This window comes from Gammaproteobacteria bacterium, from assembly GCA_015709615.1.
GTDB lineage: Bacteria > Pseudomonadota > Gammaproteobacteria > Burkholderiales > Nitrosomonadaceae > Nitrosomonas.
The window spans coordinates 1328720-1341036 of sequence record CP054179.1; the positions used below are offsets into that span (position 1 = coordinate 1328720).

General features: G+C 51.6%; 13 protein-coding genes and 1 pseudogene. 5 read left to right on the forward strand and 9 right to left on the reverse strand.

Annotated features, from left to right (window positions below; all coding sequences use genetic code 11):
* Positions 1 to 6 precede the first annotated feature (6 nt).
* Genes ptsP through HRU77_06475 form a run of 3 tightly spaced genes read right to left on the reverse strand, consistent with a single transcriptional unit; the run spans position 7 to position 2394 of the window.
* Positions 7 to 1734, reverse strand: a complete 1728-nt coding sequence (gene ptsP, locus HRU77_06465) for a phosphoenolpyruvate--protein phosphotransferase (GenBank protein ID QOJ20369.1) — start codon at positions 1732 to 1734, stop codon at positions 7 to 9.
* On the reverse strand, positions 1731 to 2000 hold the full coding sequence (locus HRU77_06470; GenBank protein ID QOJ20370.1) for an HPr family phosphocarrier protein: 270 nt from the start codon (positions 1998 to 2000) through the stop codon (positions 1731 to 1733). Before HRU77_06470 ends, ptsP begins: the two co-directional genes overlap by 4 nt.
* Positions 1990 to 2394, reverse strand: a complete 405-nt coding sequence (locus HRU77_06475; GenBank protein ID QOJ20371.1) for a PTS fructose transporter subunit IIA — start codon at positions 2392 to 2394, stop codon at positions 1990 to 1992. The genes HRU77_06470 and HRU77_06475 overlap by 11 nt, the downstream gene beginning before the upstream one ends.
* A 277-nt stretch (positions 2395 to 2671) precedes the next feature.
* Between HRU77_06475 and HRU77_06480 the strand changes: the two genes are divergently transcribed.
* Positions 2672 to 3877: a diguanylate cyclase gene (locus tag HRU77_06480; GenBank protein QOJ20372.1), complete on the forward strand. Its 1206-nt coding sequence runs from the start codon at positions 2672 to 2674 to the stop codon at positions 3875 to 3877.
* A gap of 138 nt (positions 3878 to 4015) precedes the next feature.
* The gene (gene lysS, locus HRU77_06485; GenBank protein ID QOJ20373.1) at positions 4016 to 5524 is read left to right on the forward strand and encodes a lysine--tRNA ligase; all 1509 of its coding nucleotides are present in this window, start codon (positions 4016 to 4018) and stop codon (positions 5522 to 5524) included.
* A gap of 181 nt (positions 5525 to 5705) precedes the next feature.
* Here the strand turns inward: lysS and HRU77_06490 are convergent, their stop codons facing one another.
* The gene (locus HRU77_06490; GenBank protein ID QOJ22081.1) at positions 5706 to 6158 is read right to left on the reverse strand and encodes a toll/interleukin-1 receptor domain-containing protein; all 453 of its coding nucleotides are present in this window, start codon (positions 6156 to 6158) and stop codon (positions 5706 to 5708) included.
* A gap of 38 nt (positions 6159 to 6196) precedes the next feature.
* Between HRU77_06490 and HRU77_06495 the strand changes: the two genes are divergently transcribed.
* From HRU77_06495 to HRU77_06505, 3 genes are all read left to right on the forward strand, one after another.
* The gene (locus HRU77_06495) at positions 6197 to 7009 is read left to right on the forward strand and encodes a transposase family protein (protein QOJ20374.1); all 813 of its coding nucleotides are present in this window, start codon (positions 6197 to 6199) and stop codon (positions 7007 to 7009) included.
* A gap of 184 nt (positions 7010 to 7193) precedes the next feature.
* Positions 7194 to 7421, forward strand: a complete 228-nt coding sequence (locus tag HRU77_06500; protein ID QOJ20375.1) for an addiction module protein — start codon at positions 7194 to 7196, stop codon at positions 7419 to 7421.
* On the forward strand, positions 7418 to 7717 hold the full coding sequence (locus HRU77_06505; protein QOJ20376.1) for a type II toxin-antitoxin system RelE/ParE family toxin: 300 nt from the start codon (positions 7418 to 7420) through the stop codon (positions 7715 to 7717). Before HRU77_06500 ends, HRU77_06505 begins: the two co-directional genes overlap by 4 nt.
* Positions 7718 to 8025: 308 nt before the next feature.
* Here the strand turns inward: HRU77_06505 and HRU77_06510 are convergent.
* From HRU77_06510 to HRU77_06530, 5 genes and pseudogenes are all read right to left on the reverse strand, one after another.
* Positions 8026 to 9293 (reverse strand): annotated as a pseudogene (locus HRU77_06510) (type II toxin-antitoxin system HipA family toxin).
* On the reverse strand, positions 9283 to 9540 hold the full coding sequence (locus tag HRU77_06515) for a helix-turn-helix transcriptional regulator (GenBank protein QOJ22082.1): 258 nt from the start codon (positions 9538 to 9540) through the stop codon (positions 9283 to 9285). The pseudogene HRU77_06510 and the gene HRU77_06515 overlap by 11 nt, the downstream one beginning before the upstream one ends.
* A 330-nt stretch (positions 9541 to 9870) precedes the next feature.
* Positions 9871 to 10533 (reverse strand): HAD family hydrolase, encoded by a 663-nt coding sequence (locus tag HRU77_06520; GenBank protein ID QOJ20377.1) that lies wholly within the window; start codon positions 10531 to 10533, stop codon positions 9871 to 9873.
* Positions 10530 to 11207: a DnaA regulatory inactivator Hda gene (hda, locus tag HRU77_06525; GenBank protein QOJ22083.1), complete on the reverse strand. Its 678-nt coding sequence runs from the start codon at positions 11205 to 11207 to the stop codon at positions 10530 to 10532. Before hda ends, HRU77_06520 begins: the two co-directional genes overlap by 4 nt.
* Positions 11208 to 11250: 43 nt before the next feature.
* Entirely contained in the window at positions 11251 to 12315 is a 1065-nt protein-coding gene (locus tag HRU77_06530; GenBank protein QOJ20378.1) for an AI-2E family transporter, read from the reverse strand.
* Positions 12316 to 12317: the final 2 nt, after the last annotated feature.

Consider the following 12317-nt stretch of genomic DNA (forward strand, 5'->3'; position numbering starts at 1 on the left):
GAGTTTTCAATCATTCAACTTAGCCAACAGTGTGGCGATCTTTTCCGGGTGATCGGCTTTGAGAATTTTTTGTGTCAGTGGAACGATGTCGGGCAGATGGCTTTTCAATATCTGGTTTTTGACTGTCAACAGCTGCGCCGGGTACATGGAAAACTGCTGCAAGCCGAATCCCAACAGCAGCCGGGTAAATTGTTTGTCACCCGCCATTTCCCCGCAGATCGATACCGGCACTTTGGCGCGGTTGGCGCTCTGAATGATATGCGACACCAGCCACAGAATCGCCGGATGCAAAGGATCGTACAGATGCGCCACAGTATCGTCGATGCGATCGACCGCCAGCGTGTATTGAATCAGATCGTTGGTGCCGATCGACAAAAAATCCAGTTTGCGCATGAACAATTCCAAGCTCAGCGCCGCCGCCGGAATCTCGATCATGCCGCCGACCTTGATATGCTCGTTGAAATCGATTTTGTCGTCGCGCAAGGTCTGTTTGGCGTATTCGATATGCACCAGCGTCTGATCGATTTCCGCCGCATTGGACAGCATCGGCACCAGAATGCGCACGTCGCCGTGCTTGGAAGCGCGCAAAATCGCGCGCAACTGCGTGTGAAACATTTTCGGTTCCGCCAGGCTCAGGCGGATTGCACGCAACCCCAGCGCGGGATTAGCCGCCACTTGTTCGCTGCCTTTCAGGTTTTTGTCCGCACCCAGATCGAACGTGCGGATAGTCACCGGCTGCTTGTGCATTTTGACGGCAACGGTGCGGTACGCTTCGAATTGCTCGTCCTCGCCCGGCAGATCGTCACGGTTCAAAAATAAGAATTCGCTGCGGAACAGGCCGATGCCGGTCGCGCCGTTTTCCTGCACCTGCACGATGTCTTCCGGCAGTTCGATGTTGGCGTGCAAATCGACCAGCGTGCCGTCCAGCGTCATCGCGGCGATGCTTTTGATGCGTTGCAGCTTTTTCCTTTCCAGCTCGAGCTGGCTTTGCCGCAGGCGGTACTCGTCGAGAACGTATTTGTCCGGATTGACGATGATAATGCCTTGCGTGCCGTCGACGATCAGGTAGTCATTCTCGATAATCAGTTGATGCGCGTGATGCAGCGCCACGATCGAAGGAATGTTGAGACTGCGCGCCACAATCGCGGTATGCGACGTTTGGCTGCCCAAGTCGGTCAGAAAAGCTGTGAATTGGTGCTGCTTGTACTGCATCACATCGGCCGGACTCAAGTCATGCGCCACCAGAATGCTGTCGCCGGTCAGCCGCGACGCCACCGGTAAATAACCGGGATGCCCCAGCATCGCCTTGAGTATGCGCTCGACTACCTGAACGACGTCGGCTTTACGTTCGCGCAAATAGGCGTCCTCAATTTCCTCGAACTGCGCCAGCAACACCTGCATCTGTTGCGTCAGCGCCCATTCCGCGTTACACAGCGTCTGCGCAATCATGCTGTGCGTCGCTTCCGAGAGCGTCGGATCGTCCAGAATCATCAAGTGCAAATCCAGGAACGCGCTGAACTCGGCGCGCGCATGCCCGTCGGCAACGGATTTTTGCAGCGCTTCAAACTCCTTGCGCACCACGGCAAAAGCGCTGTCGAGCCGGGCGATTTCCTTATCCACCTGATGCTTGGGAATCAGGTAATGCATCACCTCCAATGCGGCCGGTGCGGCCAGATGCGCATGGCCGATGGCGATGCCTTCCGATACTCCGATGCCTTGCAGAATAAAGCTCATTCGCCCTCACCAAAATAATCTTCGACCAGCGCCACCAGTGCCGTCATCGCATCAATCTCGTCATCGCCGTTGGTTTCGAGTTGTATGCGCGAGCCTTTGTTGGCCGCCAGCGTCATCACGCCCATGATGCTTTTCGCATTCACTCGGCGGTTATTGCGCGTCGCCCAGACTTCGCACTTGAATTGACTGGCCAGTTTGGTCAGCTTGGCCGATGCACGCGCGTGCAGCCCCAGTCTGTTGACAATTTCGACCTCTTTAATTTGCATGGGAAGACTCCGCATTGATTTGCACCACCCCGCGCTGGCCGCCGCTCAATCCTTTCTCGATCACGGCTGCAAGCGGTTCGTTACGATAGGTCAACACCCGCACCAGCATCGGCAAATTGGCGCCGGCCAGACATTCGACCTTGCCCGGCTGCGCCAGACGACAGGCGATATTGCACGGCGTCGCGCCGAACATATCGCTCAATACCAGCACGCCGTCACCGCTGTCCAGTTGCTGGATCATATCGCGCGCCTTGACCAGCAAAACATCGGGATCGTCCTGGATAAAAACGCCCAGCGCCATCAACTGCGGCGGTTTCATACCGACGACATGGCTGGCACAGCGGATCAGATGCTCGCCCAAGTCTTCGTGCGTGAGAAGTAAAATTCCAATCATGTTGCGATCACTTTGTATTCAGGTTTTCGATATTTATCCGGGGATTTTAGCACTGACTACGCGCTCCATAGCTTGCATTACCGGCAATTTACGGAAAAATATTTTCGTTGATAATATCCAACTATTCGCTTGCTGAATACGTTATATTTATTCCAACAAATTAATTACACTGTGAATTACTCAAACTTGAAGCCCCTGTTGCGTCAGTCGATATAAAACGGATACCGGAATGTTTTGATCTGAAGCGTGTCACTATTTAAGTAGGGTTGGTAAAAGAATGAAAAAAAATGACCGAATCCTGGCTTTGCGTAAAGCAGCTGAAGCGATGGCGCGCGGTGATTTCCCAGCGGATATCCCAGTGGGTGACGACGACATCGGCCATCTGGGCAAATCGCTCAAAGCGTTGTCCTCGTACCTGCAAAAACAAGCTGAAAGAAACCAATCTCTGTACCAGATCATGGTCGAGTGCAACCTCAATTTGCAGTTGATCGATGTGCTGAATCACATTTATGAATCCTTCCAGGAACATTTGCCTTACGACCGGATCAGCCTGGCTTTACTGGAGAACGACGGCAGCAAGCTGAAACTGCACTGGTCGCGCGCCAGCTACGACAAACAGGAATTAATCACCGGCCTGTCGATTCCGGTATCCGACCGTAGTTTGCATACACTCATCGGCCTCGATCAAATGCAGATCATCGACGATCTAAACGTGCATTTGCAAAAATATGCGGAATCCCGGCTGGCGCAAGCCATTGCCAAGGAGGGCATCCGTTCTTGCCTCATTTGCCCGTTGATCGCCGCCGGTAAACCGGTCGGCTTTATTTTCTTTTCCTGCCGCCAAAAGAATTCGTATCAAAATCTGCATAAGGATTTATCGCTGCAAATCGCCAGCCAGCTCGCTGTCATTATCGAGAAAACGCAACTCTACAAAGGCATCAAGCTCAACAAACTGCTCATCGCGCAAAAGAAATCACTGGAAGAGCGCGTCACGCACGATGCGCTGACCGGTTTGCTCAACCGTCCCGCCATTTTCGATATCTTGCACAAACAAATTTTGCGCGCCAAGCGCGGCGGCTTCGGTATCGCCGTGATCATGATCGACATCGATCGCTTCAAAACCATCAACGACACCTGCGGCCACCTCATCGGCGATGCCGTGCTGTGCGAAATCGCCTGCCGCTTGATGCGATCCGCCCGCTCTCATGAATATATCGGGCGCTACGGCGGCGAAGAATTTCTGGCGATTATCTCGCCGTATAACCAGGAAGGCGCGATCAAAGCTGCGGAAAGATTCCGCGTCGCTATTGCCGCTGAAGCAATCAACGCCAGCCAAACATCGGTCCCGGTAACGATCAGCCTGGGTGTGGCCATCGCCGCGAACGAAGCTGGGTTGGATGAACATTTGCTGATACAGCGCGCCGACGAAGCGCTGTATCAGGCCAAACATAAAGGCCGCAACCGGGTTGAAGTCGCGCAATGACATTCTCCGCCCCCATCCGGTATATGACTTAAAATTTAGAAACACCCAACGGTCACGAAATTTCCGTGCGCAGCGTATAATGTGCGCCCAAATGCAAATCAACCGATTAAATCGATTCCAACCTTCATAAACAAGAATATGACCCAGGAAAATCCATCAGCCACTCCTCAAGATGAAAACCAAATTATCGCCGAACGCCGCGCCAAATTGGCTGAATGGCGGCAAGCAGGCAACGCTTTCCCGAATACCTTCCGGCGCGAACATGTAGCGGCGGATCTGCACCGGCAATACGATGATTTAACTAAGGAGCAACTGGAAGAATCTCCGGTTGCGGTCAAAGTGGCAGGACGGATGATGTTGAAGCGCGTCATGGGCAAGGCCAGTTTCGCCACGATCCAGGATATGAGCGGACGGATTCAACTGTACATTTCGGACGATCTCACCGGCGCAGACGTGCACGCGGCGTTCAAGCATCATGACTTGGGCGATATTTTTGGCGCGCAGGGTACGTTGTTCAAAACCAAAACTAATGAACTGTCGATCCGCGTCACGGATTTGCAATTACTGACCAAATCGCTGCGCCCGTTGCCGGAAAAATTTCATGGTTTGTCCGATCAAGAACAAAAATACCGCCAGCGTTATTTAGATTTAATCACCAATGAAGAGGCGCGCAAGGTGTTTACCGTGCGCTCGAAAATTATTCAGGCCATGCGCGAATTTTTTGTGGCGCGGAACTACCTGGAAGTCGAAACCCCAATGATGCACCCGATTCCCGGCGGTGCTTCGGCGCGGCCGTTTTCCACGCACCACAACGCGCTGGATATGGCGTTGTACTTGCGCATCGCGCCGGAGCTTTACCTGAAACGGCTGGTGGTCGGCGGCATGGAAAAGGTGTTTGAGATCAACCGCAATTTCCGCAACGAAGGCATTTCCACGCGGCATAATCCGGAATTCACCATGGTGGAGTTCTACGAGGCTTACCAGGATTTTACTTATCTGATGGACTTCACCGAGAAAATGCTGGCGCAAATCGCGCAAAAAGTGCTGGGCACCACCGAAGTCACATATCAGGGTAAAACCATGGATTTGGCGAAACCGTTTGCCCGCCTGACCATCACCGCAGCCATCCGGAAATTCCATCCGGAATACACTGATGCGCAACTGAATGACCGCGATTTTCTGGTGAAAAAATTGCAAGCATTGAACATACACTTTAACCCGAAAGATGGCATCGGCGGCTTGCAACTATCGCTATTCGACGAAACCACGGAGCATCTGCTGTTCGAACCGACATTCATCGTCGACTATCCGGCGGAAGTCTCACCCTTGGCGCGGCGCAACGACAACAACACCGAAATCACCGACCGCTTCGAACTCTACATCGCCGGACGCGAAATCGCCAATGGTTTCTCAGAACTAAACGACCCGGAAGACCAGGCCGCACGCTTTCTGGAGCAGGCCAAAGCCAAGGATGCCGGCGATAACGAAGCCATGCACTACGACGCGGACTACATCCGCGCGTTGGAATACGGCCTGCCACCGACCGCCGGAGAAGGCATCGGCATCGACCGGCTGGTCATGCTGTTGACCGACAGCCCGAGCATCAGAGATGTTATTTTGTTTCCGCAGTTAAGGCGGGAAGATTAGGGAAGTGCTGAAAAATTCGCCGATAGCCTAAAACACACTTTTTGCGGATGAGTGATGCTAGAGTGCGCTTCTTTGCCTGCAAGATGCGTGAGATGCGCATATCCACTCCATATGCGTTATGGTCTAACTCAAAGCTGTGCAGTGCAAATGAAGCGTAGTTTGATCCAAAAAAGCGACTTATTTATGCCAATCTATCTTCAATTGCACGAAAAAGCTCAAGAACAAATGTGTCTCTTCTTTGCTTCCTACACTCGCCATATGCCCTAGGCTCCTTAAAACCTTCGAAGTCCAATCGGAAGATTTGACTCTTCTCTAGACCTTTAAGATCATGCTTTGAAAAATCGATGGGTTGCAGCATTACTGGTATCGAGGGCTTTTTCCCTGACACAAAAACAGGCAATTCCTTCTCCGAAATGAACTTGGATGCGAGAAACCCGGGACTAACAAGCAGCAGACCAAAATCACAATTATCTATTGCCTCTAGTATTTGTTTTTCCCATTCTTCACCAACTTCCAGTCCAGTGTCATGCCAAATAACATATTCATGCTTTTTCGATGGTGCGAGCATCTCTCTTAGTTTTTCAAGAAAACTATTAGCCAGATCCTTGTTACTGTGTGCATAAGATGTAAGAATTTCTAGCGTTGTTTACAGTATTCAGGAGAATACTGTAGATGAACATACACAAACGCACTCGTTTAACATTATTGGATCGTCAGGAAATCTGGCGGCTGTATCAAACCCGGCTGTGGAAGGTAGTTCAGCTGGCAGAATACTTTCACGTCAGCCGGCCAACGATTTATGACGTACTGAAACGAGCCAGACTCCAGGAATTTACTCCGCGTAGCAGTACCAATCAGCGCTTCAAGACACTGCAGTATGGCCTCAAACGTTTGGCTAAAGTAGAGCAAACCATCCAGGAACGTCTCAAGCGTGAAGCGAAGCGCTATAACAAATCTTATCCGGGCGAGCTCGTTCACCTCGATACCAAGCGGCTTCCATTATTGAAAGGACAGTCTGCCAATGAACCTCGCGAGTACCTGTTTGTGGCCATCGATGATTTCTCCAGGGAATTATATGCCGATATCTTCCCCGATAAAACTCAATACAGCGCCGCTTGCTTTCTCATCGCTACTGTTGCCCAATGTCCTTATCAAATCGATTGCACTTATTCCGATAACGGCACGGAATTTAAAGGAACTGACGATCATGCTTTTGTCAAAGCTTGCAGGCAACACGGTATCGGTCAGAAGTTTACTCGTGTCAATCGTCCTCAAACCAACGGGAAAGCTGAGCGCGTGATCCGCACGCTCATGGACATGTGGCACAACAAATTCTGTTTTAAAGACACTGCTGACCGACGTATTCAACTTGTCCGTTTCATTAACTTCTACAACACCGTCAAACCCCATAAGAGTTTGTATAACGCAACCCCTTATGAAATACTCAACGCTTATTTCAATCAACCTCTCTGTAAACAACCCTGAGATTTCTTACACATAAGAGACAAAGAACTTGATCTCTTTCTTCAATTACCTCGCCTCCTTATAGGCTTAACATGCTCGGATAAGCCAGCGTCATCCAGGATAAATTTCCCAGACATTAATACTGGAATCCAATTCGTCTTTCAATGATAAACTGCATATTAATAAAGGTTTCGGAGAGTTTATCATGCCCGATAAGATGAAATGGATTCTGGAAAATATCAAGACGTTGTCGCCCCATGAAAAAGCGACGCTCGCGCATTGCCTGATTTCAAGTTTGGATGATGCCAACGAGGAGCATGTCGATGAGGCGTGGATTCAAATCGCAGAACGCCGGTTCGCGCAACTTGAATCCGGTGCGGTGGAACCGGTTAGCTGGGAAGAAATCAAGCTGAAATTGAAACGTGAGTTGTGACGAACGTTTACTTCCATCCTGAAGTTGCGCGCGACATCCATGAATCGGTCGTCTGGTATGAATCGCAAGCAAAAGGACTGGGTGGTGATTTCATCAATGAACTTGAAAACGCCTATGAAGCTATCGCCGAACTCCCTGCCGTATGGCCCCAATTCAGCAAAGGGTTTCAGCGTTATATTCTGACTCGTTTTCCATTCGCGGTAATTTACAGGCAATCAAACGAAAAAATCTATGTGATTGCTGTGATGCATCAAAGCAGAAAGCCCGGTTACTGGCTCAATCGAATTGTAGAATAAAGAATCAAGCAATCCGAACGACACAGAATCACATCTTTGACCTCAAACCATTTCCTCTTATCAATCAGACAAAGGCGTTTTTTAAACCGCCAATTGCCAATCTATTCGATCAACGCAAACTAATAACCGGCCAGTTGTTTCTTCCGGCATGAGGTCGGGAAGAGAAATAACAATTGTAATCTTTGCTCTTCGAATAAAACAGAGGCGTTGCATCAAGAACTATTTCTGCATTCGCGACCTGAACCTTTTTATGTCATTCCAAGTCGGTTCACCCCCCCAAATAAGAATCGAATCTGCGCCCATCGAGTCTATGCGTCTCCTTGCGGCTCGGTGAGCCGACGTATTGTCAGCGCGGCTCGCTGCTCTATCAGGGTAATAATCTGCTCGACCAAGGGACTTTCAGTGAATCCAAGCTCTTTTTGCGATTGAAGCTGGCGGGCCGTCTTCGGCAGGCTCTGCGCCAGTTCCAGAATGCGCTTGCGGGTTTGAGCCCGGCTCAAACCAGCGCTCTCGGCGAACTGATCCCAGTGATGAGCCTGCACCTCACTGAACTTGTATTTGCTGCCGATCTTCATCGCCATCTTGGGTGTGAGGGTCTGGTACACCGCCGTCGACAGGGTGTCGTACAACGGTGCCAGTACCGGAAACTTGCCGGTATAAAGCAAGGAGAAGTTCTTGGCATGCGCGTCATGATTACCGATCAAGGCGTTGAACACCACGTAATCGAGCAGGTACAGTACTTGCGGTGCGCTAGGCCGGGTAACATGACGCAACAGGCTGAAGCACGCGGCGAGATCGGGGCCCCCTTCGTTTTGATACTTCATCTCGGGCACCACGCCCAGCGCTTGACAGAAATCCTCCTGATGCAGGCGTGCTACCCGGCCTTGCGTGCCGGTTTGCCGGTCTAACGCGCCACCAGCAAAAAGCGGCGGCCGGCAACGGCGCGGATTTGCGCTTGAGCGGCTTGCAGCTTCATGGCGCGAGCCAGGGCGAGGCAGAAGCCTTCATTGGTAACACTATCTTCCACGCCTTGGATGAGCGGCTTCAAGATATGGGTGCTGGGTTGCCCTCCTTGAGGCAGACCAATGCGCTGTCCGTCAAAAACAACCGGCAGCTTATCCTGCACACCGGCCAATGACTGCCGCAAGCCATCCTTGCCAGCCATCATCGGGCGGCGAGGCAATTCATCAAGGATGTCAACCAGCTCATCATCGTTCAGCCACTGAACGCGATCATCCCCGAGTGGTGAAGGAGGTGTTCCAGGCGGCAGAAAAGTAATGGCTCCGGCACACTCTCCGCCGATGTGATCGAGCAAGGCAAAGTCATTCTGACCCGATACCTGGAATTGCTGTGCGATCAAGCGGCGCAGATGACCTTCGGGGAGCAGACCGGCAAAGAATGGGCGCGTGTGGATGTCATCGAATACATCCGTTTGCAAGGGGAGCGAGCAAGACAGCGCGATGGCTCCCGGTCGATTCAGCCAGTTTTCGAGATAGTGGAAACTGAGCCGTCCCTCCTGCAGCGACAAGGTGCCGACATGATAAGCAAACAGCCAGACCTCGAGTTCATGTGCCATCGCTGTCTATCTTCATCACCGCGGATTGTTGTTCCGGCAGGCCCGCAAGAACGATTTCACCGCCTAAGGCATCGATGACCCGCAAGACCTGCTCAAGTCTCAACGTGGACTTTCCCGCTTCGAGATCGACAATGAAACGTAGCCCGACACCGGCTGCCAAAGCGAGCTGAGACTGTGTCAGGCCAAGCTGCTTGCGTGCTGTGCGCAGGGCAAGCCCGAGCGATTGAGTGCTGTGGATGCGGATCATGAATCTCACTTTGTCGATTTTCCCGTTCGGGAAATTATGAAACAAAGCACACATCCGAGCAAGTTAATTTTCCTGATCGGGAAAAATTATGCTTCAATCAATTTTACTTGAGAAAATATTCCCAATCGGGAATATTTGTACGTCCGTTGCGCAGAATGGGGTAGTTAGTTGCTTAGTTCCACCGTGCACCGTTGATCTGTTTGCGGAACTAAACACTTAGCGACTGGCGTGAAATTTTCGCATTTGCCACGACCAGCAAGTAGCCCGGAAAGTCTGCGTCATCCGGGATAAAAAAGCATTCTCTAAGCCTCCGATTGCCAACTCATCCCATTAACGCAAACTAATAACCGGCCAGTTATTTCTCTCGGCGTGGCTTTTCAATGTCGGATCGGGGTCGACGGCGACCGGATGGGTGACTTTGCTCAGCAGTGGTAAGTCGTTGAGCGAGTCGCTGTAAAACCAGCTGCGCAGGAACGACAGCCAAGTCAGATTGTGCTCGTCCAGCCACTTTTCCAGCCGTTCGATTTTGCCTTCGCGGAACGAAGGCGTGCCGGTCACGCGGCCAGTGAACTCGCCATTTTTTTCTTCCGGTTCGGTCGCGATCAAGTGTTCGATACCGAGTGCGTGGGCGATTGGCGCGGTGACGAAACTGTTGGTGGCGGTGATGATGATGCACAGGTCATTATCGAGCATGTGCCGTTCGATCAATTGGCGCGTACCGGGTGCGATCAGCGGCGTGATCCTTTCCGCCATGAATTCCTTGCGCCAGGCTTCCAGTTGCGCACGCGGATGACGCGCCAGCGGCTTGAGCTGAAAATTCAGAAATTCATGAATATCCAACGTACCTGCTTTGTATTGCTCGTAAAACTCGATATTTTTCGCTTCGTGCAATTCCCGGTCCAAGGCTTTTTTCTCGATCAGAAATTGCGCCCATTGAAAATCGCTATCGCCCGCGATCAACGTGTTATCCAAATCAAATAATGCCAAATTCATGAAGCCACCTGTAATAATTCTCGTAATAATGGAATGGTAATCGGACGCTGCTGCGCCAGCGAATAACGGTCCAGCGCGTCCAGCGTCATCATCAGCGACGGCAAATCGCGCCGCCCGTGCCGCAATAGATAAAGACAAATTTCCTGCGGAATGGCAAAACCACGATCGGCGGCATGCATTTTCATCGCCTGGATTTTTTCTTCTTCGGTTAATTCGTGCACTTGAAACACCAGTCCCCAACCCAAGCGCGTCACCAGATCCTGGCGCATCGCCAGATACACCGGCGCAACCGCGCCGCTCAGCAGCAAGAATGCATGACCTTCGTCGCGCAAACGGTTATACACATTGAACAAGGCAATCTGCCCCGCCGCATCCAGGCGGTCGACATCGTCGATCGCAATGCAATCCATGCCGCTATCGAACACAAATTCGCTGCCGTTTTGGACGCAGCAATATACCGCTTTCCGGTTGCTTTGGGTATACGCGGCGACACTGGCTCGCAGTAAATGGCTTTTACCGCTGCCCGGACTGCCCCACAAATAAACAAAACGATCCTGTTCCCGTCCCGACACGATACCGGTCAGCATGTACAATAATTCGGCATTTTTTCCGGGTTGAAAATTTTCCAGCGTGGGCAGTGACGGCGGCAGAATGTCGAGCAGCAATTGTTGCATCATCGGGATTCAAGATAATCGCCGGACTGTAAACCGGCAGTGGCTATGATTTATAGAAATTGCTGACCAGATAATGTTGATGCAGATGACGCAGCCACACCAGCAGTATGGCACTCACCGGCAGCGCCAGCAGGATGCCGAAAAAACCGAATAATTGACCGAATGCCATCAAGGCGAAAATCACCATCACCGGATGCAAGCCGATACGGTCTCCAACCAGCCAAGGGGTAAACAACATGCCTTCGAGCAATTGACCGGCACCGAATACAATCCATACCGGAATGATTCCGCTCCAGTCTTGAAATTGCATCACCGCAGCCAGCGTCGCCAGCGTCAAGCCGACAATCATACCCAGGTACGGCACAAACACCAGAATGCCGGCGACCAAGCCGATCGGTAATGCGAATTCCAATCCCGCCAGCCACAGGCCGGTAATATAGCAAATACTCATCAACACGATGACGGCTAGCTGGCCGCGCAGGAATTCCGCGAGAATTTGATCGGTCTCACGCGCCAATACCGAAATTTGTTGATGCCAATAACGCGGAATCATTTCATCGATCAGTTTGATCAACATATCCCAATCGCGCAGCAGGTAAAACAGAACAACGGGTACCAGCAGCATATTGACCAGAAACTCCATGATTGCCATGCCGCCGCTGGTCAGTGACGGCAGCACTTTTGCCGCCACCCCGCCGGCGCTTTGCCAGTGTTCCGAAATTGCTTGTTTCAGCACATTCATGTCGGGCTGGAGGCTGATGTTAAACCGGGCTTCCAGCCACGGCATCACGTGATTTTTCAACACATCCAGGTACACCGGCATTTTATCCATCAGCCGCCTGGCTTCTTCCTCGAATAGTGGCACCATGATAAAAATCAATGCCACAAACATACCGGACAGCAAGAGCATCACCAGAATCGTGCCGACTGTGCGCGACAATCTGTGGCTCGCCATGCGTGTCACGATCGGGTTGCAAATATACGCAATCACCGCAGCCAGCAGAAAAGGCGTCAGAATCGGACTGAGCAGATAAAGCACTCCGCCCGACACGCACGCCAGCGCCAGCCACCACAGATAATGCAAGCCGTCGGAATGTTCCGTGCTCATAC

Coding starts and splice junctions, on each gene's coding strand:
- HRU77_06520 (QOJ20377.1), bottom strand. CDS start 10,533: ATGAATTTGGCATTATTTGATTTGGATAACACGTTGATCGCGGGCGAT.
- lysS (QOJ20373.1), top strand. CDS start 4,016: ATGACCCAGGAAAATCCATCAGCCACTCCTCAAGATGAAAACCAAATT.
- HRU77_06480 (QOJ20372.1), top strand. CDS start 2,672: ATGAAAAAAAATGACCGAATCCTGGCTTTGCGTAAAGCAGCTGAAGCG.
- HRU77_06500 (QOJ20375.1), top strand. CDS start 7,194: ATGCCCGATAAGATGAAATGGATTCTGGAAAATATCAAGACGTTGTCG.
- HRU77_06530 (QOJ20378.1), bottom strand. CDS start 12,315: ATGAGCACGGAACATTCCGACGGCTTGCATTATCTGTGGTGGCTGGCG.
- HRU77_06470 (QOJ20370.1), bottom strand. CDS start 2,000: ATGCAAATTAAAGAGGTCGAAATTGTCAACAGACTGGGGCTGCACGCG.
- HRU77_06495 (QOJ20374.1), top strand. CDS start 6,197: ATGAACATACACAAACGCACTCGTTTAACATTATTGGATCGTCAGGAA.
- HRU77_06515 (QOJ22082.1), bottom strand. CDS start 9,540: ATGATCCGCATCCACAGCACTCAATCGCTCGGGCTTGCCCTGCGCACA.
- hda (QOJ22083.1), bottom strand. CDS start 11,207: ATGCAACAATTGCTGCTCGACATTCTGCCGCCGTCACTGCCCACGCTG.
- ptsP (QOJ20369.1), bottom strand. CDS start 1,734: ATGAGCTTTATTCTGCAAGGCATCGGAGTATCGGAAGGCATCGCCATC.
- HRU77_06475 (QOJ20371.1), bottom strand. CDS start 2,394: ATGATTGGAATTTTACTTCTCACGCACGAAGACTTGGGCGAGCATCTG.